Annotated in this window: 17 protein-coding genes; 4 read left to right on the forward strand and 13 right to left on the reverse strand. The window is 72.1% G+C overall.

Annotation, left to right across the window (positions count from 1 at the left end; all coding sequences use genetic code 11):
- Both R3E98_01640 and R3E98_01645 read left to right on the forward strand, forming a co-directional pair.
- On the forward strand, nt 1-417 hold a 417-nt coding region (locus R3E98_01640), incomplete at its 5' end, for a methanogen output domain 1-containing protein (GenBank protein ID MEZ4422086.1).
- A 17-nt stretch (nt 418-434) separates the two neighbouring features.
- Entirely contained in the window at nt 435-2,573 is a 2,139-nt protein-coding gene (locus R3E98_01645) for an EAL domain-containing protein (GenBank protein MEZ4422087.1), read from the forward strand.
- Nucleotides 2,574-2,598: 25 nt separating this feature from the next.
- On the opposite strand, the gene R3E98_01650 is transcribed toward R3E98_01645, so the two are convergent.
- From R3E98_01650 to R3E98_01695, 10 genes are all read right to left on the reverse strand, one after another.
- Nucleotides 2,599-3,078, reverse strand: a complete 480-nt coding sequence (locus R3E98_01650; protein MEZ4422088.1) for a nuclear transport factor 2 family protein — start codon at nt 3,076-3,078, stop codon at nt 2,599-2,601.
- A 66-nt stretch (nt 3,079-3,144) separates the two neighbouring features.
- On the reverse strand, nt 3,145-4,155 hold the full coding sequence (locus R3E98_01655; protein MEZ4422089.1) for a Gfo/Idh/MocA family oxidoreductase: 1,011 nt from the start codon (nt 4,153-4,155) through the stop codon (nt 3,145-3,147).
- A 25-nt stretch (nt 4,156-4,180) separates the two neighbouring features.
- Nucleotides 4,181-5,365 (reverse strand): Gfo/Idh/MocA family oxidoreductase, encoded by a 1,185-nt coding sequence (locus R3E98_01660; GenBank protein MEZ4422090.1) that lies wholly within the window; start codon nt 5,363-5,365, stop codon nt 4,181-4,183.
- 69 nt (nt 5,366-5,434) lie between these two features.
- On the reverse strand, nt 5,435-7,060 hold the full coding sequence (locus R3E98_01665; GenBank protein MEZ4422091.1) for an amidohydrolase: 1,626 nt from the start codon (nt 7,058-7,060) through the stop codon (nt 5,435-5,437).
- Between the two features lie 118 nt (nt 7,061-7,178).
- Nucleotides 7,179-9,134, reverse strand: coding sequence for an Ig-like domain-containing protein (locus R3E98_01670; GenBank protein MEZ4422092.1), 1,956 nt, complete (start codon nt 9,132-9,134; stop codon nt 7,179-7,181).
- A 99-nt stretch (nt 9,135-9,233) separates the two neighbouring features.
- Entirely contained in the window at nt 9,234-10,217 is a 984-nt protein-coding gene (locus R3E98_01675) for an ATP-binding cassette domain-containing protein (GenBank protein ID MEZ4422093.1), read from the reverse strand.
- A 41-nt stretch (nt 10,218-10,258) separates the two neighbouring features.
- The gene (locus tag R3E98_01680; protein ID MEZ4422094.1) at nt 10,259-11,263 is read right to left on the reverse strand and encodes an ABC transporter ATP-binding protein; all 1,005 of its coding nucleotides are present in this window, start codon (nt 11,261-11,263) and stop codon (nt 10,259-10,261) included.
- The gene (locus tag R3E98_01685) at nt 11,260-12,126 is read right to left on the reverse strand and encodes an ABC transporter permease (protein MEZ4422095.1); all 867 of its coding nucleotides are present in this window, start codon (nt 12,124-12,126) and stop codon (nt 11,260-11,262) included. Before R3E98_01685 ends, R3E98_01680 begins: the two co-directional genes overlap by 4 nt.
- Complete coding sequence (locus R3E98_01690; protein MEZ4422096.1) at nt 12,123-13,076, reverse strand: ABC transporter permease; 954 nt, start codon at nt 13,074-13,076, stop codon at nt 12,123-12,125. Before R3E98_01690 ends, R3E98_01685 begins: the two co-directional genes overlap by 4 nt.
- 16 nt (nt 13,077-13,092) lie before the next feature.
- Nucleotides 13,093-14,733 carry a peptide ABC transporter substrate-binding protein gene (locus R3E98_01695; protein MEZ4422097.1) on the reverse strand — a complete coding sequence of 547 codons (1,641 nt, stop codon included), beginning with the start codon at nt 14,731-14,733 and terminating at the stop codon, nt 13,093-13,095.
- 155 nt (nt 14,734-14,888) lie between these two features.
- On the opposite strand from R3E98_01695, the gene R3E98_01700 reads away from it, so the two are divergent.
- A complete protein-coding gene (locus R3E98_01700; protein MEZ4422098.1) occupies nt 14,889-16,040 on the forward strand; it encodes a DUF819 family protein in 1,152 nt (383 codons plus the stop codon).
- Nucleotides 16,041-16,056: 16 nt separating this feature from the next.
- On the opposite strand, the gene R3E98_01705 is transcribed toward R3E98_01700, so the two are convergent.
- The 3 genes from R3E98_01705 to R3E98_01715 all read right to left on the reverse strand — a co-directional run bounded on the left by R3E98_01705 (nt 16,057) and on the right by R3E98_01715 (nt 20,125).
- On the reverse strand, nt 16,057-17,097 hold the full coding sequence (locus tag R3E98_01705; GenBank protein ID MEZ4422099.1) for a D-2-hydroxyacid dehydrogenase: 1,041 nt from the start codon (nt 17,095-17,097) through the stop codon (nt 16,057-16,059).
- A 141-nt stretch (nt 17,098-17,238) separates the two neighbouring features.
- Nucleotides 17,239-18,426: a hypothetical protein gene (locus R3E98_01710; protein MEZ4422100.1), complete on the reverse strand. Its 1,188-nt coding sequence runs from the start codon at nt 18,424-18,426 to the stop codon at nt 17,239-17,241.
- A complete protein-coding gene (locus R3E98_01715; protein MEZ4422101.1) occupies nt 18,410-20,125 on the reverse strand; it encodes a DUF885 family protein in 1,716 nt (571 codons plus the stop codon). Before R3E98_01715 ends, R3E98_01710 begins: the two co-directional genes overlap by 17 nt.
- Nucleotides 20,126-20,333: 208 nt before the next feature.
- On the opposite strand from R3E98_01715, the gene R3E98_01720 reads away from it, so the two are divergent.
- On the forward strand, nt 20,334-21,671 hold the full coding sequence (locus tag R3E98_01720) for a hypothetical protein (protein MEZ4422102.1): 1,338 nt from the start codon (nt 20,334-20,336) through the stop codon (nt 21,669-21,671).
- Nucleotides 21,672-21,762: the final 91 nt, after the last annotated feature.

Genomic DNA, 21,762 nt, shown 5'->3' on the forward strand with positions numbered 1-21,762 from the left:
GGCTACGTCGGGCTCGTGGGTGAGGCGGTCGGGGCTCGGCTGGACGCGGGCTTCCGCGAGGAGCTGGGGGTGGACCGTCTCGATCGGGACCAGGTGGCCGCCGTCCTGGTCGAGCTCAAGCGCCGCATCGGCGGCGGGTTCTCCGTGGAGCAGCACTCCCCGCGCGAGCTGATCTTCCAGAATCATACCTGCCCGTTCGGAGCGCATGTCCGCGGACGCCCCTCCCTCTGCATGATGACGTCGAACGTCTTCGGCACCATCGCGGCCAACCACCTGGGGTACGCGCGGGTCGAGCTGGAGGAGACGATCGCCGAGGGCGCGCCCGGCTGCCGGATCCGGATCTTCCTGCAGCCCGGCGCCGCACCCGACGGGATCCGGGTGCGCGAGTATTTTGGCGCGTCCGCTGTCGAGGGGTGACCGTGGAGCCCGGGCCGTTGCTTCCGCTCGACCTCACGCGCCTCGCCCGCTTCCTGGGGGCGTGCCTGCTGCTCCTCGACGACGACACGCGCGTCCTGGCCGTGGCCGGGGTGCAGGAACCGCTCTCGCTGCAGCCGGGCGACCGTCTTGTTGAATCCGTGGAAGACCGGGCGGGGCTCGCCGTCCTGCTGGGCCGCTTGCGGCGCACCGGCGAGCCCGTGTTGGCCCGCCTGCACATGGCCGGCGTGGGCTGGGAGGCACGACTCCAGATGGTGGACCGGCGGGAGGGCCGGATCCTGGTGCGTCTGGTGCGCGGAGAGCGGACCGCGTTCACCGCGCTCAATCGCCAGCTGCGGGAGCTCCAGCACCAGCACCGGCGGCTGCAGCGGGATCACCGTACGCTGGCCGAGATCGAGGCCGCGACGCGCGACCTGGCCGAGCGTCTGGCCGCCAGCGAGGCACGCTACCGGAGCCTGGTGGAGCAGAGCCCGCTGCTGATCTGCCGACTCGGCCACGACCTCCTGCCCAGCTACGTGAACCGCGGCTTCGAACGCTTCCTGTCCACCTGGGACGGTGCGGAAGGCGGTGCGGAGGCCCCCCTCGTGCCACTGACCCTTCCCGCGCCCCTGCTCGACCAGTTGGTCCCCGTTGCCATCGACGTGCTCTCGGATGGGCGTCCGCGGGACGTGAGCGGGATCGAGCTGGCCGAGCCGACCGGCTCCATCTGGGTCGACTTCCGGGTCGTTCCCGAGCTCGACCAGACGGGACCCGCCACGTCCGTGCTGTGCATCGGTACGGACGTGACGCAGCGCGTGGACTCGGAGCGTCGGCTGGCGGCCATGGCCATGACCGACGGCCTGACCGGCCTTCCCAACCGTATGCTGTTCGTGGACCGTCTCGCCGTGGCCCTGAAGCGCCTGGGTCGGGGCGGGTCGGGCGTGGCCGTGCTGTTCCTCGACCTCGACGAGTTCAAGCTCATCAACGATTCCGCCGGGCACGAGGCGGGGGATCTCGTCCTGCGCGTCGTGGCGGGTCGGCTGCAGGGCACGGTGCGGGACCAGGACTCGGTGGCGCGGATGGGCGGTGACGAATTCGTCGTTCTCGCGGAGGACATCCCCCGCGCGGAGGTGCCCGATCTCTGTCGGCGGATCCGGGAGGCCCTGGTCGAGCCGGTGGACGAGCGCTGGTCGGTCCACGCGAGCGTCGGGTTCGCGTGGACGGACACGCACTGTCCGGGACCGGACCTGATCCGGGACGCCGATGCGGCCATGTACGAGGCCAAGCGGCGGGGGCGCGACCAGGCGGTGGAGTTCACGCGGGAGCTGCGGACCACCGCCCGGGAGCGCCTACGTGTGGAGGGCGAGCTCCTGGAGACCCTGCACCGGTCGAGCTTCGCGTTGCACTTCCAACCGATCGTGGACGTCTCGGCGGAGGCCGTCGTGGGCGCCGAGGCGTTGATCCGCTGGCCCCACCGTGGCCAGATCCTGCCGCCCGACAGCTTCCTGGGCATCGCCGCCGAGTCGACGCTCATCGGCGCGATCGGCACGTGGGTCCTGCAGAGCGCGATCCGTCACCTCATGCGCTGGCGCGAAGACGGATCGGTGGACGAACGCTTCGTCCTGCACGTCAATGTGGCCGCCATCCAGCTGGCGGATCCACGCTTCACGGACGAGCTGGTCGAGCTGCTGGCGGGCATGGGACGCGCGCGGGAGCAGATCTGCCTGGAGATCACCGAGCAGATGCTCCTGTCCGATCACGGGCGCGTCATCCCCAGCGCCATCGATCGACTGGGTGAGATGGGCGTGAAGATGGCGCTCGACGACTTCGGCACCGGGTCGTCTTCCCTGGTGCACCTGCGCCGCTACCCCATCGGCGCGGTGAAGGTGGATCGCTCCTTCGTCGAGCGCCTGCCCGACAGCACCGACGACCGCGCCATCGTGGAGGCCGTGATGGCGATGTCGCGCACACTCTCGCTGGCGGTCGTGGCCGAGGGGGTGGAGTCGCACGCGCAGAGCGCTCTCCTGCGGCGCGCAGGCTGCACGTTGCAGCAGGGCTTCCTGTTCGGGCGTCCGGTCGGCGCCGACGACTTCCTGGCCGCCCACGGCCTGTCCGCCGGTTCCCGCGCCGGCGGACGGGACGGCGCGACGACCGCCTGAGGCTGGCTGCCGAACGGGTGCAGCGTCAGCCGCGCGGCGGGCTCTGCCACAGGACGTGCAGGATCTTCCAGCGTCCGTCCACCTTGGCGAGCTGCAGGTAGTCGCTGCCCCAGAACGCGGTCACCTTCACCGCCGCGGTCTGGTCGAGCAGGTCCAGGATCTCGACCTCCTTGGGTGCGTCCGCCGGCGCGGTGCGCCCGGTGGAGTTCACGCGCTCGGCGTAGTCCAACATCTGCTGGAAGCTCATGGGCTCGCCCGTGTACGTCGACGCGTCCCGGGGCACGAAGTAGCCGTACTTGACCACGTCGGGGCTGATGCCGCGCCGGAGCTTGGCCTCGTCGCCCTCGTAGAAGCCCTCGAGATAGTCCAGCGCGGCCCGCTCCACCGCGGCCCGCTCTCCGTGCGCCGCCTCTTCGTGCGCCTGCGCCACGAGCGGCGTGGCGCCCGCGAGCGCCAGCAGTGCCAGTCGAATCCCCAGCCGGGTCCCCGCCGTCCGTCCCCGCATCCCGTCCTCCCTGGTTCCACCGTGAGCCGGCGCCGGAGGGCCCGGCCGCCCGCGGGCCGGGGCGGACTAGACGTCCACCCGCGCCCCGTTCGCCCGAGCCGATACGTAGAGCGCCTCGATGGCTTTCAGGTTGAGCGCAGCCTCGCGGGCGTCGTAGCGGAACGGACGGCCGTCCCGTACGTGGTCGACGAAGTGCTCCACCATGCGCTGGTATTCGTCCGCGCCCGTGACCAGGTGGTCCGTACGACCTTCCCGGCCCCGGTGCTCCTCGAGGACCACGTCCGCCGTGCCGGGCAGGAACGCCTGCGGGACCCTGAGCCACGCGTCCGTCCCCGCGACCTCCACCTGCTCGTAGCGCTCCAGCGTCAAGGCGCAGTCGAAGCGGGCCACGACCCCGTTCGCGAAGAACAGGGTGCCGGTGAGCGCCTCGTCCACCCCGCGCTCCGTCCAGGTGGCGCTGGCTTGCACCGCCACCGGTTCGGCGCCTGCCACCGTGCGACTCACGTTGACGCAGTAGCAGCCGACGTCCCGGAGCGCGCCTCCGCCCAGGTCCGGATCGAGCCGGATGTTGTCCGCGCTCCGCAACCGGAACGTGAACGCGCTCCGGATCACGCGCACCTCTCCCACCGCTCCCGACCGTACCAGCTCCAGCAACCGCTCCGTCCGCGGATGGAAGCGGTACATGAACGCTTCCATCAGACGCACGCCGTGCGCACGCGCGACGCGGTCCATGTCCAGGCATTCGCGGGCGCCGAGCCCCAACGGCTTCTCGCAGAGCACGTGCTTGCCGGCCTCCAGCGCGCGCACGGTCCACTCCAGGTGCAGGCTGTTCGGCAACGGGACGTACAGCGCGTCCACGTCGGGATCGTCCAGCAGCGCTTCGTAGGAGCCGAGCGCGCGCGGGACCCCGTTGGCCTCCGCGAAGGTGCGGGCGCGCTCCAGGTCCCGGCTGGCGACGGCGGACAGCACGCCGTTGCTGGAGGCGCGGATCGCCGGGATCACCGCCGCCCGCCCGATGTTGGCGGTGGAGAGAATGCCCCAGCGCAGGGGTGGGTCCGCGGAAGGGGATGCCGTCACGGGCGCCTGGTCGGTGGGAGGGGCGTCAGAACGGGCTGGCCGGCAGCGTGCCACCGTCCTCGCCCAGGGGCAGCGGGACCCAGCGATGCTGGCGGTGCGACAGCGCGACCGCGTTGATGATCTCCTGGACGCGCGCACTCTGGGCGAAGTTGCCCTGATTCACGCTTCCCCCGTCCGTGATCTCCTGCAGGAAGTTGTGCACGAGGTTTCCGTAGAAGGCCGCGCCCCACGCGTCACCCTCCTGGTAGCCGGGTGGGAAGTAGCGCTCCGGGATCTCGAACGGCACGAACTCCACGGCATCGGGCTTGGCGCCGTGCAGCGTCTGGATGACGCCGAACTCCTCTACCAGCCGGACGATCAGCGCACCCTCCGAACCATAGATGCGGGCCTCGATGCCCGGGTAGTTGCCGACCGTCACGTACGAGGACTGCATGGAGAAGAGCGCGCCGTTCGCGGCCTCGCCCATGAACATGTCCGCGTCGTCGATATGGATGCGCTCGCGCTCGGTGTCGAGGTTGGTCCGGCGCCGGTAGGGCACCATGTTGGCGAGGATGCCCACCACCTGCGTGAGGTCGGCGCCGACGCACTCGAGCCCGATGTCGATCGTGGGCGCGCCATACCCTTCCAACGACGACACCGTGATGCCCTCCCGACTCGTGTCCGTTCCCCAGGGCGCCTCCCCCACCGGTCGGGTCTTGTGGATGCGCTTGTCCATGGGGTTGTCCGGGTCCAGCCACTGCGAGTTCTGCTCGTAGCCGTTGAAGATGAACGGCTGCCCGATGAACCCCTGCCGGATGAGGTCGAACATGTACATCACCGCGGGCGCATAGCGGAACGTCAGGCCCACCTTGGTCTTCAGGCCCTTGGACTCCGCGAGCTTCTGCGCTCTCCAGACGTCGCGGAAATCGTGGCACACCGGCTTCTCCACCAGGCAGTGCTTTCCCGCCTCCAAGGTGGCGAACACGAGATCCTGATGGTCGCCCCGCGTCACGATGTCGATGACGTCGATGTCGTCCCGCGCGAGCAGGGCTTCGGGGTCGGTCAGGACGTCGGGGATGTCCCACTGGCCGGCGCGCGTGCGGGCCAGCTCCTCGTCCAGGTCGCACAGAGCGACGAGATCACACAGGGGGGAGCGGTGGAAGCCGGGCAGGTGGGCGGTGTTGGACCAGCGGCCGGCGCCGATCACACCGACGCGCAGGCGGTCGGGCATGTTCATCCAGGGTGAAAGAAAGGCGCCGGGCGCGACTGCGCCCGGCGCCTGCGGGGGACCGTCACCGCCTCAGCGTCCGTCCTGTTCGCTGACCGGACGGGAACGCACGGTGGGATACTCGATCCCGAGCTGCTCCAGGTAGCTGGAGAAGCGGGAGGGATCGTAGTAGTACTGCCGCATCTCCGGCCGCCAGCGCGCCATGATGTCCTCGTTGAGCCAGATGGCGGGCTGGTCCGTGGGCGAGATGAACGGGATGTACGTCTGCTCCTTGGTCTGCACGTTGTTGAAGTAGTCCCAGGCGTCCGCGACGATCTGCGGCTGGAGAAGCAGGTCCAGCAGGGTCAGGGCCTGCACCTTGGCACCGGCCAGGGCGCCCTTGTGGGCGATCGGCGTGGCCATGGCGATCCCGTTGGCCCAGTTGTGGCCGGGCCCGCCGGGGATGTTGGATGGATAGCGCAGCGTCACCGTGGGCATGTTCCACGAGATGTCGCCGATGTCGTCGGAGCCGCCGCCCAGGGAGCGCTCCAGGTCGACCGGGCCGTCGAGCGAGTCGATCTGGGTGGCGAGCCCGTCCTCGTCCACGCCCAGCTCGCGCTGGAGGCCGCGGGCCAGGGTCTGGTCGGCCTCGTCCCATTCCGGCAACCCGACGCGCTGGATGTTGCGATAGGTGGCCTCGGCCACCGGCTTGCTGAAGTGGCGGCCCCAGGCGGCCCCCACCGTCATGATGGTGTCCACCTCCGTGCCGGTCATGAGCGCGGCGCCCTCCGCCATCTTCACGGCGGCGTCGTACATGGCCTTGGTGCGCTCGTAGTCCCGCTCGCGGAAGTAGAACCAGATGGTGGCCGTCTGCGGCACCACGTTGGGCTGGTCCCCGCCGTCGACGATGATGTAGTGCGAGCGGGCGGCGGGCTGCAGGTGCTCACGCTTGAACTCCCACGCCTGCGCCATCAGCATGACCGCGTCCAGCGCCGAGCGCCCGCGCCAGGGCGCGCCGGCGGAGTGGGCCGTCTCGCCGCTGAAGCGGAACTGCACCGACCACAGCGCGTTGCCGCCCGCCTGTCCCCACGACATGCCGAAGTTGGAGCCGACGTGCGTGAACAGGTTCACGTCCACGTCCTCGAAGATCCCTTCGCGCACGAAGAACGCCTTCGACGCCACCTGCTCTTCGGCCACGCCGGGCCAGATGAGGAGGGTGCCGGGGATGTTCTCCCGCTCCATGATCTCCTTCACCGCGAGCGCCGCCACGATGTTGACGGCCTGACCGGAGTTGTGGCCCTCGCCGTGGCCGGGTGCCATGGAGACGATGGCCTCGCGGTAGCCGACACCGGGCTTCTGGTTGGATTGCGGGATGCCGTCCACGTCGGAGCCCAGCGCGATCACGGGCTCTCCCGAGCCCCAGCGGGCCGTCCAGGCCGACGGCATGCCGGCCACGCCCAGCTCGATCTGGAAGCCCTCCTGCTCCAGGAGACCCGTCAGGTACTTCTGGGTCTCGAACTCCTGCATGCCCAGCTCGCCGAACGAGTAGAGCATGTCCACGATCTCCTGGACCATCTTGGAGCGCTCCTGCACCAGCTCGAGGGCTTCGTCCTTGAGCCGGTTGAGGCGCCGGTCGGCCCGTTGGGCCGACAGCAGTCCGGGGGTGATCACCATCGCGAGGGCACACAACCACAGAGCCCGCGGGGCGGACGCGCGCATCGAATCTCCTCCGTGAAACGGCGAATGCGGAACCGGGCCGGCGGCGGAGCCGGCCCGGGGGTAGGATGCGGTGGGGGTCCCCGACGGGCAAGCGCGGGCGGCCCGGCGGCGTCGGACCTCAGGAGGGCGGGGGCTCCACCACCAGCGTCACGCGCATCGCACGCGGGCTGTTCACCACCGCGGGCGCGGACGACGCGACGAGCACCCAGGCCTCGTAGCGGCCGGGCGCCAGGCCGCTCGCGTCGGCGGTCACGACCAGGTCGGCCGGGTCGTCCGTGCGCGAGAGCCCCGCGCCCAACCATCCGGCGGCGCCCTGCGTGTGGTGGATCGCGCGCACCGACAGGTCCGCGAGACCGCCGCCCCCGGAGTTCAGCACCCGGATCGTGCGCGAGACCGGTGTGGGGTCGCCCGCGGCCGCCGTCAGGTCGACCTGCGACGGAGACAGCGCGATCCGCGGCGGGCCCGCGACCTCCAGCACCACCGGAACCTCGAGGGGCGGACCCGAGCCGCTCCCCACCCGGACGACGGCGCGGTGGACCCCGGCCGGCAGGTCCCGGGTCACCTCGACGCGCAACACGGATGGGGTCGAGGCGCTCGTCAGGCTCGTCGCGAGCCAGCCGACGGGCCCGGAGCCCCAGTCGAGGTCCAGCGCCAGGTCGCTGACCGGGCTCGCGCTCGAGATCCGCAGGGCCTGAGCCGCCGGGCGGGCTCCGCCCGCGCTGGCGCGGAAGACCACGGAGTCGGGTGTGGCAACCAGCCCGCTGGGGGCCGGGAGCACGTCCAGGTGGACCGGTAGGAGCAGCGGCCCGCCCGCGGCGCCGGGCGAGGAGACCTGCACCACGGCGTCGTACGCACCCGGGCTGAGCGTCGGCGTCGAGATCCGGAGCGACAGCGTCGCCGGCGTGCTCGTGGTCGACAGTGTCGCCGCCACCCACCCGCTGGGCTGCCCTGCTTCGTGCTGGATCTGGACCGCGAGCCCGCCAAGCGTGGCGCCGCTCGCGGTGGCGAGGGCGACGTCGGTGGGGCCGGGCCGCGTCCCGCCGAGGGTCCAGGTCCAGTCCACGGCGACGGGTGCTCCGCGCAGGCGCTCACTCGAGGTCGGGCGGACGGTGAGCACGACCGGGATGCGGAGCGGGCTGTTGGCGGCGCCCTCGGCGTCCAGCCGCACCTGGGCCCTGTGCACCCCGGGCGATAGAGCGCCGGCGTCCGCGCGCAGCGAGAGCGTGGCGGGGGCGGTGGTCGCGGACAGCGTCGCCTCCAGCCAGGCCGGCGCGGTGCCCGTCGCGTCCTCGAGCGTCGCGGAGAGGCCCTCGAGCACCTCGCCACCCGCGTTCGTCACCTCCACCTGGGCCCGTGCCGTACCCCCTTGGTCCAGCGTGAACGCGACGTCGCCGGGCGCGACTGCGAGGAGCGCCGGCTCCGGCTGCACCGAGAGCGAGACGAGGATCTGCGCATCGGGACGATCGGGCGCGCTCACCCGCACGGTGGCGCCGTAGATCCCGGTAGGCAGGGCTTCCGCGGAGGCCCGCAGCACGAGGGTGGTGGGCGTGGCGGACGACGCCAGGGAGGCATCGAGCCATCCCGTGGGCTGCCCCGGCGCATGGACGATCCGCGTCGCCACGAGGTCCACCGGCTCGCCACCGCGGGCCGTGACCGCGAAGCTTTGCGGGCCCGATGTCTGGCCCCGCACGCGGGCGGTGAAGACCGCCGACGTCCGGTCGGTCAGCAGCGCCGGACCCGCGGCGACGGTCACGTCGGCCACGCCCTCCACGCCACCCAGGCGACCGGTGATGCGGGCGGAGCCCGTTCGCACGGCGATGACGGTGCCGTCCGGGGTCACGGGCACCGATGCGGGATCCGAGCTGGTCCACAGGACGCCCGTGGTGGGCAGCGAAGCGCCGTCGCCGGAGCGCACCTGCGCCTCCAGCTGCACCGCGTCCCCGACCACCAGCGCCAGCTCGGCGGGCGAGAGGATCACGGCATCGACGGCGAGCGGTGCGACGGTGACGTCGTCGCACGCGCCGGATGCGAGGCAGGACAGCAGTGCGAGCGGTGCGCGCAGCGATCGAAGCATGAGGCGGTCTGAAGCGGCGAGGCGGGACCGGCGCGCTGCCGGTGCTCGTCTGTGGTACGCCGCGCAGACGCGAACGGATCGTCCGGCCGCGCGCGGGCCTCAGTCCGGATGGTGGCAGGCAGCCTGATGTGCGGGTGCGTCCGCCGTTCCCGAAAGGAGCGGCGTTTCGCGACGACACACGTCCGTGGCCCGGGGACAGCGCGGATGGAACGGGCAGCCCGGCGGTGGGCGCGACGGGTCCGGGAGCTCGCCCTGGACGGCGATGCGCGCCTCGGCCCGTCGGGACGGATCGGCGACCGGGATCGCCGCCAGCAGCGCCTGCGTGTAGGGGTGACGCGGGCGCGCGAAGACCTGTGCGGTGGGGCCGATCTCGGCCAGCCGACCCAGGTAGAGCACCGCGACGCGGTCGCTCAGGTGCCGCACCATCGCCAGGTCGTGCGCGATGAACAGGTACGTGAGGCCGAGCTCCTCCTTGAGATCGGCGAGCAGGTTGACGATCTGGGCCTGGATGGACACGTCGAGCGCCGAGATGGGCTCGTCCGCTACGACGAAGCGGGGCTGGGTGGCCAACGCACGGGCGATCCCGATCCGCTGGCGCTGCCCGCCGGAGAATTCGTGGGGGTAGCGCTGCGCGAACGCGGGGTCCAGGCCCACGCGCGCCAGCAGCTCGGCCACGCGCGCCGTGCGTTGGACGGGCGATCCCAACCCGTGCACGTCGAGCGGTTCCCGCACCGTGGCCCCCACCGTGCGTCGCGGGTTCAGCGATGCCATCGGATCCTGGAAGACGATCTGCATGTCGCGGCGCAGCCGCCGCAGGGCCTCCGCCGCCAACGTCCCGAGATCGATCCCGTCGAAGCGCACCGTGCCGGCGGTGGGCTCGAGCAGACGCAGCAGGGCGCGCCCCGTCGTGGACTTGCCCGAGCCGCTCTCACCCACGAGGCCCAGCGTCTCGCCGGCCGCGAGCTCGAAGCTGACGCCGTCGACGGCGCGGATGGCGCCGACCTGGCGGCGGAGCACGCCGCGCCGGATCGGAAAGTGCACGGCGAGGTCGCGCACCTCGACGAGGGGTCGACCGTGCGGGATGGGATCCTCCCGCGCCGCGGCGTCGGCGGGTCGTGCGCCGCTCACCGGCCCACCTCGTCCCACCGCCAGCACGCGGACGTGTGGGACGGACCCACGTCCTGGAGCGGCGGGCGCTCGGCCCGACACCGCTCCACCACCAGAGGGCAGCGGGGCGCGAACGGACACCCGTCCGGCGGCCGCAGCAGGTCCGGCGGCGCGCCCTCGATGGAGGGCAGCCGTTGCGCGACCGGTCCCTCCAGCGCCGGCAGCGAGCGCAACAGTCCCACCGTGTAGGGATGGCGTGGCGCCGCGTAGAGGCGCTCGGCCGGGGCGCGCTCGACCAGGGTGCCGGCGTACATCACGGCCACCTCGTCCGCGAAGCCGGCGACGAGCGCCAGGTCGTGCGTGATCCACAGGATCGCGGTGCCGAGGTCGGCCTGGAGTCGCTTCACCAGATCCACGATCTGCGCCTGGATGGTGACGTCGAGGGCGGTGGTGGGCTCGTCCGCCACGAGGACCGCGGGCTGACAGGACAGGGCCATGGCGATCATGATGCGCTGGCGCTGGCCGCCCGAGAACTCGTGCGGGTGATCCGCCAGCCGCCCGGACGCGTTGGGGATCCCGACCAGGTCCAGCAGCTCGGCCGCACGGGCCCGCGCGCGGGTGCGGTCCAGGCCCAGATGCACCTCCAGGCCTTCCGTCATCTGCCGCCCGATGGTGAGCACCGGGTTCAGGGACGTCATGGGGTCCTGGAAGACCATGGCGATCTCGCGCCCCCGCACGCGCTGCCACTCCCGCGGGGACAGCCCGAGCAGGCTGCGGCCGCGCAGGTGTACGCTTCCCTCCTCCACGCGTCCGGGCGGCGAGGGGACCAGGCCCATCAGGGCCAACGCGCTCACGGTCTTCCCCGAGCCGCTCTCGCCCACCAGCGCGAGCGAGCGGCCCGCGTCGATGTCCCAGGAGACGCCCCGCACGGCGTGCACGACGCCCGCTTCCGTGTGGAAGCGCACGACCAGGTCGCGCACCTCCAGCACGGGGGCCCGCTCGGGAGCCGGGGCGGTGCTCATGCCGTCCGGCCCGCGGGGTCGAGCGCGTCCTGGAGACCGTCGCCGATGAAGTTCACGGCCAGCACGATCACCAGGATGGCCAGCCCGGGAAAGAGGGTGAGCCACGGGTTGGTGGCCATGGTGGCCTGGGCGTCCTGCAGCAGGTTGCCCCAGGTGGGCGTGGGCGGCTGGACGCCCAGGCCCAGGAAGCTCAAGGACGACTCGAGCACGATGGCGTTGCCCACGGCGAGCGTCGCCCCGACCACGATGGGGCCCACCGCGTTGGGGAGCAGGTGCAGCGAGATGATGCGCCGATGGGTGGCGCCCAGGCTGCGCGCCGCCTCGACGAACGGCATCTGCTTGAGCGACAGCACCTCGCCGCGCACGACCCGCGCGGTGGTCATCCAGCTCAGCAGGCCGATGATCAGCGCCATGGACGTGGCGTCCGCCTGTGTGTAGGAGCTGAGCACGATCAACAGGGGCAGCGTGGGGATGGCGTAGGCCACGTCCGTGGCGCGCATGAGCAGCCCGTCCGTGCGGCCCCCGAAGTAGCCCGCGAGCGCGCCCACCAGGGTGCCGAAGCCCGTGCCCAGCCCCGCGGCCAGCAGCCCGATGAGGATGGAGATGCGACCGCCGTACAGCACCCGCGTGAAGAGGTCGCGGCCCAGGTCGTCGGTGCCCATCCAGTGCTCCGGCGAGGGCGCTTCGCGGATGCTGCCCAGGTCGATGGCGTCGAACGCATAGGGGGCGATCCAGGGGGCCGCCAGGCAGGCCATGCCCACCAGCGCGAACACCGCGATGGACACCCAGGCCAGGGTGTGGCGCCGGAAGCGGCGCCAGGCGCGGGAGCGGGGACGCTCGGGGGAGGGCGCGAGGCCGCTCATTCGTAGCGGATGCGGGGATCGAGCACGCCGTACAGGACGTCCGCGACCAGGTTGAAGACGATCACCATGAGCGAGCCCAGCATCAGGATGCCCATGAGCAGCGGGTAGTCGCGGGCGAACATGGCCTGCACGAACATGCGGCCGATGCCCGGCCAGGCGAACACGGTCTCCGTGATCACGGCGCCCGAGAAGAGGCCGGCCAGGTTGAGCGCCATGACCGAGAGCACCGGGATCAGCGCGTTGCGCACGGCGTGCACGCCGATCACGCGCCCTTCGGGCAGCCCCTTGGCGCGGGCGGTGCGCACGTAGTCGGCGCGCAGCGAGCCCAGCAGGCTCGCGCGCAGGTAGCGCGACCAGCCCGCGATGTAGCGGAACGACAGGACCAGGCCCGGCAGGATCAGGTGCAGCAGGTGGTCGCCGAGCGAGCTCGCGCCCACCGTCTCCGTGCCGGAGACGGGCAGCCACCCGAGCTTGACGGCGAACAGCCACTGGAGGATGAGCGCGAACCAGAACACGGGCATGGCCATGCCCAGGAACGAGAGCGCCGTGCCCAGGAAGTCGACCGTCGTGTACTGGCGCACCGCGCTCAGGATTCCCAGCGCGATGGCGACGACGGCGGCGAAGAGGAAGGAGACGCCCATCAGCTCGAGCGTGGCCGGGAGCCGCTCCAGGATCATGGCGGCCACGGGCCGCGTCGTGGAGAAGCTGATGCCCAGGTCGCCCGTGAGCGCCGCGCCCAACCAGCGCAGGTACTGGATGTGCACCGGCTGATCCACCCCGAGCCGCCGCCGGTAGGCCTCGATGACGGAGGGGTCGATGAAGCGACCGCTCTCGAGCAGCGCGCCTTCCGGTCCGCCGGGTGCGGCCTGGATCACGGCGAAGAGCACGAGGCTGATCCCGAACGCCATCGGGATCATCTGCACCAGGCGGCGCAGGATGTAGGCGCCCATCAGGGGAGCCGGGTCGTCAGGAGGCGGGCGGGCCCAGGGACCATTCGTGCAGGTTCCAGAAGCTGCCGAAGTTCGTCCCACTCCCGCGATAGCCCTGCACGCGCTCGCTCACCACCTCGGGGATGACGTTGTGGTAGAGCAGCAGCGTGTGCGCCGACTCGCCCAGCAGCGTCTGCGCCCGGTCCAGCAGCGGCTTGCGCTGCGCGAAGGAGAGATGGCGGTCGGATTCCTCCATCACCTCGTCGAGGGCGGGATCACAGAACCCGGTCATGTTGTTGGGGCCCCCACACGCGTACAGACCGGTGATGCTGGGATCCGCCGGGAGGAACCAGGCGCTGATGATCCCCTCCCACTGGCTGCTGCGCCAGCGCTGCGTCCAGGCGGCACTCTCCAGCGTCTCGAACTGCACCTCCACGCCCACCTGCCGCAGCTGCGCCTGGATCACCTGCGCGATGGCGATGCGGTCGGTGCTGCCGGCGCGGTTCAACAGCGTGAACGAGAACCGCTCGCCGCCCTTCGTGCGGATCCCGTCCGGCCCCGGGGTCCAGCCCGCCGCATCCAGGAGGCGGCGCGAGCGCTCCGGATCGTAGTCGAAGCCCGGCGCGTCCGCGTTGTGGTAGGGGCTGGTCGGGTTGATGGGGGAGTTCGTGACGCGCACCGTGCCCTGCAGCAACTGGCGCGCGATGGCCTCCCGGTCGATGGCGTGGAAGAGCGCGCGTCGCACGTCGGCGTCGGCGAACAGGCGCTGCCCGCGCTCCGTCTTCACGTTCAGATCCAGGTGCATCACCGAGTTGGAGGGGACCAGGTGGACGCGCATGCCGTCCACGCCCTCCATCTCGGCCACCTGCGTGGGCTGGATCTGCCCCCAGTGGAAGCCCCCGGCCTTGAGCGCGTTGAGCCGGGTGTTGTTGTCCGGGATGAAGGACCAGACGATGCCGGCCAGGGCGGGGACGTCGTCGCCTCGCCAATAGTCCGGGTTGCGCTCCACGTGGATGTATTCGCCGGTCTTCCATTCCACGAAGCGGAACGGGCCCGTTCCGATGGTGCCCGAGCCCCGGTTGTAGGGCTCGTAGTTGACGATCTCCTCGGTGGTCATGTCGCCCAGGACGTGCTCCGGCAGCACCGCCTCGAACAGGCCTGCGTAGTAGCCGTACAGCCCGTTCCAGCGGAACACCACGGTGTGGGCGTCCGGCATGGTGCAGTCGACGATGTTCAGGTACTGGTCGCGGTTGTAGGTCTGCGACCCCGGGCTGGACACGAAGCGCCAGGTGAAGCAGACGTCTGCGCTGGTGAAGGGCTCCCCATCGTGCCAGCGCACGCCCTCGCGCAGGTGCCAGGTCATGTCCACGGTGCCGTCCCCATTCAGCGTGACGCCGCCGTTGTCTTCCGTGGGGATCTCACGCGCGAGCACCGGGATGTAGGTGTTGTGCTCGTCCGTGGTGACCAGCCCCTCCATCATGCTGAACTGGATGTCCACCAGGTTCTGGCTGGTGAAGGGGTTCAGCACGTCGATCTCGCGGGTGTAGGCCACGCGCAGGATGGCCGGATCGCCGGCAGCGGCTCCCGGAGCGGAGCCCGCCGACGCAGGCGCGTCCCCACCGCCGCAGGCCGCGGTCAGCAGGAGAAACGTGCAGGAGGCGCGGCCGGATCGGATCATGAAGCGTCGGGAGGGCGGGGAGGGGCAGAGGGAACCGCCGCAGAGTGCGGCGGGGAGGGGCGCGCCGCAAGGCGTCCGCCGCGCGTGTGGAGGCCCGGCGCAGCTCCCGGAGGCGTCCGCTTGCTGGTCCCGCCCGCTGCCGCCTATCCTCGCGGATGATCTCCAGTCCCCTGGCCGTCCTCTTCGTGCTCGCCACGGTCGTCCTGACGGCCGTCTGGCTGGAAGCGCGGTACCGCACGTTCCGCTCCCTGGGGGCCGCGCTCGTCAGCATCCTGCTCGCGATGCTGCTGTCCAACCTGGGGCTGATCCCCGGCACCTCGCCGGCCTACGACTTCCTGGCCGGGCCGGCCGTGAGCGCGGGGATCGTGCTCATCCTGCTCGCGGTGGATCTGCGGACCGTGGTGCAGGCCGGGCCGCGCATGCTGGGCGCGTTCGCGGTGGGCGCGGTGGGCACCGCCGCGGGTGCGGTCACCGCCGCGCTCCTCCTGGCGGGCGCCATCGGCCCCGAGACGTGGAAGCTGGCCGGTCAGTACACCGCCACGTACACGGGTGGCGGTGCCAACTTCGCCGCCGTGGGCGCCGCCCTCGAGACGAGCGGGGAGCTCTTCGCGGCCGGCATCGCCGCGGACGTCATCGTCACCGCGATCTGGATGGCCACCTGTCTGGCGGTCCCGGTGCTGTGGGGACGGGGGCGCGGCGGCGCGGTGCCCGGGTTGGAGGAGCAGACCCAGGAGCCGGTGGGCTCGGCGGACGCGCTCGACCGGAGGCTCTACGCCACGGTGGGCACGGTGGCGCTCAAGGACATCGGTGGCCTGATGGTCGTGGTGCTGGGCACCCTGTGGGTGGCGGAGCTGCTGGCGGCCCGCACGCCGCTGCCGGGCGTGCTGTGGCTGACCACCATCGCGCTGCTGTTGGCCCAGGTCCCCCACGTGAAGGCGCTGCGCGGCGCCGCGGTCTTCGGCAACTACCTGGTGCTGTGGTTCCTGGCCAGCAACGGGGCCAGCTCCGTGATCGCCAACATCGTGGCGGTGGGGCCGCCCATCTTCTACTTCGCGTTGGTGACCGTGGGCATCCACGGCCTCGTGATCTTCGTGGGCGGGCGCCTGGTCGGGCTCGACCTCAAGACGCTGGCCGTGGCCTCGCAGGCCAACGTGGGCGGGCCGGCCTCGGCCATGGCGCTCGCCAGCGCGCGGGGCTACACGGACCGTCTCCTGCCCGGGGTGGCGGTGGGGCTGCTGGGCTACGCCGTGGGCAACTACATCGGCTTCGCGGTCGCGAGCGTGATGCGAGGCGTGATCGGCGGCTGAGCCGCTGTGCGAGCCCTCAGTACAGACGCTCCGGATCCAGCCGGTTGAGCAGGGGCTCGCCGGCCTTCCAGCGTCGCAGGTTCTCCGAAAACAACTCCGTGATGCGCTCGTTCTCCCGGTCGCTGGTGCTGCCCGAGTGCGGGCTGACCAGCACGTTCGGCATGGACCACAGCGGGCTGGAGGGCGGGAGCGGCTCGTCGGCGAACACGTCCAGGTACGCCCCACCGAGGTGCCCGCGCGTGAGCGCGTCCACCAGCGCGGGTTCGTCCACCAGGGCGCCGCGACCGATGTTGATGAGCGCCGCTCCGGCCGGGAGGGCCGCGAGCTCGGCCGCTCCGATCATCACCTCGGTCTCGTCCGTATGCGGCGCGATGAGCACCAGGAACTCCGCCTCGGGCAGCACCTCCGCGAGCGCGTCGGGCCCGACCATGCGGTGGACGTCCGGGTGGCCCCGGTCGGCGTGCCGGCGCACGCCGATCACCCGCATGCGGTGCGCGCGCGCCAGGCGCGCCACCTCGCCGCCGACGGCACCCAGGCCGAGCACCACCACCGTGCGATCTTCCAGGTCGGTTCCCGCGAAGCGCTCCCAGTGCCGCTGGCCCTGGGCGGCGACCATGTGCAGCGCCCTGCGCGCATGCAGCAGCATGCCCAGCAGCGCGAACTCCGCCAGCGGCACGGCGTGCACGCCCCTCGCCGTGGTGAACACGGTCTGCGGCATCCGCTCCGCGTAGCGCACGCGGCGCACGAACTGGCCGATGCCGGCGCTCGTGGCCTGGATCCAGCGCACCTGGGGCGCGCGCTCGGGCAGATCGTCGAGATGGGTCTGATCGAAGTCGAACAGGATCGTGGCGCGGGCCAGCAGCGCGAGCCAGCGAGCCTCCTCGTCCGCCGTGCGGGCGCGGTCCGCTCCCTTGTGATCGGCGGGATAGCGCGGCGGGCGCAGCAGCTCCGGCGCGTGGAGGATCTCCAGGTCGGGATGGTCGCGTCGCAGACGCGCCACGTGCTCCGGTTCGAGCCAGCTGCAGATCAGGACGGTGTCGGGCGCGGGGACGGGCACGGCGACTCGGGCGGCAAGGATGGAGCGCGGTGCGCGTCACCGCGGGCGAGCCCCAGGGTAGGGGGTCGCCGCGGGGTCCGACAGGAGCGACGGCGGATGGGAGGCGACCGGGAGGCGTCCTCGGAGCGCTGCCCCGCCCGCTCAGGCGCCCGGGAAGGCGGCCACCGTATCCACGCTGTGCATCCGTCCGTGCAGCCACTCCACGAACGCGGCCCGGTCCCGCGCGGCAACCCGCGACCAGGTGGGCAGCACGGACGGCTCTCCCCACCAGTAGGACCAGATGAGCACGGCCCGGGACGGCGCGGCGATGAAGGCCAGGCGATTGTCCACCCAGCCCTCTCCTCCGACCAGGCTCTGCTCGGCCAGCCAGTCGCGCACCTCGTCCCGGGGCCACTCCAGCGCGTGGAGCCGCCAGGCGGCGCCCGTGCCGATGCCGGCCCGGTAGCGCGTCATCAGCGACTGGAAGCGGTCGTCGTCTCCTTCCATCCAGTCGATCATCACCAGCCCGGCGTCGGCGATGCCCTCGAAGACCGAGGAGCTCGCCGTGTTCACCACCGACAACAGCACGTCGGCGGGCGCGCGCCCGGCGCGACCCCAGGTCTCGCGCAGCTTGAACTGCACGTAGTGCCCGGGGCACCCCTCGTGCGCCGTGAGGTGCTTGAGCGCCGGTCGGGTCAGCACGGGCTCGACGTTGATCTCCACGCGGCGCTCGAGGTAGTTGCAGCGCGCGTTGAACGGCACGCCGGTCACCGCCACCGCCCGCATGGCGTCGCTGCGCGGGGCGGGGATCTCCACCAGGCGCTCCTCGGTGTGCGTCCAGGCGGTGTCCATCAGCTCGGCCAGCACGCCCTCCACCTCGTCGGCCGGCACGCGGTTGCGCTCCTCCCAGCGGCGGCACTGCTCGCGCAGGTCGCCGTTGTAGCCCATCGCGTCCAGCAGGGCGCGCATGTCCGCCCGCAACCCGTCCAGCTCGGCGTCCGCCACGGGCGCCACCGGCACGTGCAGGAAGCTCGCGAGCTGCTCCCGGAACGGGAGACCCTCCTCCCTCCACTGCGTGAACGCGATGGACGAGCCGCAGAGCTGGGCGTAGTACCGACGCCGGTCGGGCTCGGGCAGCAAGGCCGCCCGGTCGTCGAGCTCGCGGAAGCGCTCACGCGCCTCCGCGTACGACGCGAACCGCTCCGGTGCGTAGCGGCCGTCCAGGTCGAGGTTCAGGACGGCCAGGCCGTCCCCGTCCGCGCTCTCGGCGCGGTAGAGCGCGTCCAGGCCCAGCAGGGCGGTGATGGCGTCTTCGCCGAAGGCGAGCGTCTCGTCACTCGGGGCGGGCATCGATCCCATTCTCCAGCATCTCTCCGATGAGGCGGACGGGCACGGACCCGAACGCGAGGAAACGGTCGTGGAAATCGCCGAGCGAGAAGGACGCGCCTTCCCGGCGCTCCGCGGCCCGCCGCACGGCATGCACGGAGTCGGTGCCGACCAGGTACATCAGCGCGGCGCCCGGGAACATGCTGTTCTTGACGGCCTCGCCGTGCGCGGCCGCGGCGGACATGCCCGCGGTGCGCTCGTAGAAGGCCTGCGCGTCGCCCAGCGTCATGCGGCCGTGATGAAGCTCCACGTCCACGATCGCGCGCGCGCACATGCGCACCCGCGCCAGGGCCTCGGAGACCTCCTCGTCGGGCGTGAGCGCGCCGGACTCGCGCATGAGGTCCGTCGCATAGCAGGCCCACCCCTCCGCCATGGTGCCGCCGCAGAACATGGCGATGCGCGACGCGCAGTCCACGGCCGCGATGCGGCCGACGCGCGACGGGGACCGGAACGCATGCCAGTTCTGCACATGGTGGCCGATCCCGCCGTGGTGGATCACGTGGTTGAGCTTGATGACGCTGTCGGTCGTCGAGGCCAGCACCGCTTCGCGTTCGGCCGCGGGGACGTCCGACCCCACCGGATGGACCAGGTAGTCGTGCACCGGCGGTCGGCCGAAGGCCGCCGGAGAACGATAGAACAGGAAGTAGAGCGCAGGCGCGGAGGAGCGCACCCAGGCCGGACGCTCCACGTACCGCAACGGGAAGTCGGGCCAGGTCAGGAGCCCGCGCGCGAGGGCCTGGGCCCGCATCGCCTCCCAGATCTCCGTGTGGCGGGCGACGAAGCCCGCCGCCGTGCTGCGCTGGGTCGCCAGGCGCGCGACCGCGTCGGCCACGCTCCCGCCGCTGCGGGCCGCGGCCTGCTCCACCTGCTGCTCGGCCCGCGCGAGCGCGGCGCGCGCCTCGTCCAGCAGCGCATCGGCACCCTCCCCCAGGAAGTGCCCCTCCTCCAGGAGGAGCTGGAAGCGCTCCGCCCCCCACGCCGGAACGTCGGGATCGCCGCCGATGCGGGCCTCGCGCAGGTACGCGCGATGCTCGCTGAAGGCCCGCACCGCCACGTCCGCCGTCTGCAGCAGCCGCTCACCCGCGGGCCCGGCCGCGGCGGCCAGGCGGGCGAGCCCGTCCGCCAGGAACGCCAGCCCGCCTTCGCACTCGCGCAGTGCCCGCTCCACCCAGGGCCCGGGCGCGTCCTGCACGGCCGCGCGCGCGCCGGCCAGGAAGGTGGGCAGCGCCACCATGCGGGCGCGCGCGCGCTCGATGCGCTCGGGCAGGGGCGCGAAGTCGGTGAGGAAGAGCGACAGCAGGCCGAACACCGCCTCCCCCGTGTGCAGCGCCGGATTGCGCCGCTGGAAGTGCGCGGAGCCGTACTCCTCGCACTGGATGCGCAGGAAGCCACGCGCCAGACGACGATCGAGGAGCTGGAAGGGGTCCAGGGGCTCGTGCGGCAGCGCCTCGAGCGCGAGCAGCTCCGCCTGCATCTCGGCGACGGTGTCCTCGAGCCCCTCGGGAGACCAGTCCGGATAGCGATGGTCGTGCTCGTGCCGTCCGATGAACGTGGCGTTGACGGGCCGCTCCGCGTAGTAGCCGGCGAAGAAGCGCTCCAACCAGGCGGAGAACTCGGGAGCGGCGGCGGACGGCTCGGCGGGATCGGGAAGCGGGGTTGGCATGACGGGCTGGCGGAACCGGACGGCGTGGGCGCGGGCCGGCCGCTCGAGGGCCGTGGGGCCCGTGCGCCGGGGTCCGCTACGGTAGGGCGCCGGCGTCGCTCGCGACAGGCGCCGGTCCGCGCCGCCTCCGGGCGCGGCCCGGCCACCCCTGGTGCGCCCTGCCTCCCCGGCCTACGCTGCCGGCTCTCCTCCACCGCTCGAGGCTTCGATGCGTCCATCCGTGCGTGCTGCAGGGCTCGCACTCCTGCTGGCGGGGCTCTCCGTGGCCCCGGCGGCCGCGCACCAGGTGCCGGCGTCCCTGGCACGCTTCCTCGCGGCGCCCGATGCCGAGGCGCGCGCGGCGGCCCGCACGGAGGTGCTGGAGAGCGGCGTCGACGTCGGCACCGCGCTGGCGGTGCTGCGCACCGGCCGCGACTACGACACCGACGCTCCCACGGGTCGCCATGTGTTTGTCCGGACGGACGAGAACGGCGTGCGCTTCCCCTGGTTCGTCCAGGTCCCGTCCTCCTACACGCCGGAGCGGCGATGGCCCGTGCGCGTGTATCTGCACGGCGGCGTCGGCCGCGCGACGTGGGAGGCCGGGGACGGCTCGTGGTGGCGTCAGCCCGACCGCGTGGCCAGCGAGACGTACATCGGCGTCTTCCCGGCCGCGTGGGACGAGGTGCCCTGGTGGAGCCAGGCCCAGCTCGAGAACCTGCGGGAGATCCTGCGGGTGGTGCGGCGCACCTGGAACGTGGACGAGAACCGCGTGGCCCTGAGCGGCGTCTCGGACGGCGGAACCGGAACCTGGTGGGTGGCGTTTCGCGACCCGACGCCGTTCGCGTCGTTCCTGCCGTTCATCGGACACCCCATCGTGCTGCTGAACCCCGCCGTGGGTGCGGAGGGCGAGCCGTACCCCGCCAACCTCGCCGGCAAGCCCTTCCTGGTCATCAACGGCGAGGAGGACCGGCTGTATCCCGCGCGGTCGGTCGATCCGTTCATCCGGGAGTTCGCCTCGTTCGGCGCCCTCATCGAGTACCGGCCCAAGCGGGGGTACGGGCACGAGACGGGCTGGTGGCCCGAAGAGGCCGCACGCATGGACGCCTTCATCGCCGATTGGCCGCGCGAGCCCCATCCGCGCTGTCTGTCGTGGGAGACGGAGTCCCCCGAGGCGGCCGGGCGCACGGCCTGGCTGCGCATCGACGCCCTGGGCGCCACCCCGCTCGACGCGGCTCTGGAGGGGTCGGCGCTGATGGGCGTGGGTGTCCCGTCCGGCCGGGTCGATGCCGTGCGCGACGGCAATGACATCCGGTTGCGCTCGTCCGGTGTGCGGGCACTCACGCTGCTGCTCTCGCCCGACGCGTTCGATCTGCTCCAGCCCGTGCGGGTGACCTGGAACGGCGCCGTCGTGCACGACGCGACGGTCCCGCCGAGCCTGGAGACGCTGCTCCGCTGGGCGGAGCGCGACGACGATCGCACGATGCTGTATGCGGCCGAGCTGCACCTGGAGGCGCCGCGCACGGGTCGTGGCGGCCCGGCGTGGAGGTCCGACGACGCCTGTCGATAGAGGGGGCGGTCATCGGAGCGGATCCCTGCACACGGCCTGGCTCAGGCGGCCGAGCCGCTGCTCCAACGGAGGACGCGTGGATCGAAGGCCG

The sequence above is a fragment of the Gemmatimonadota bacterium genome (assembly GCA_041390125.1).
Taxonomy (GTDB): Bacteria; Gemmatimonadota; Gemmatimonadetes; order Longimicrobiales; family Gaopeijiaceae; genus JAGQIF01.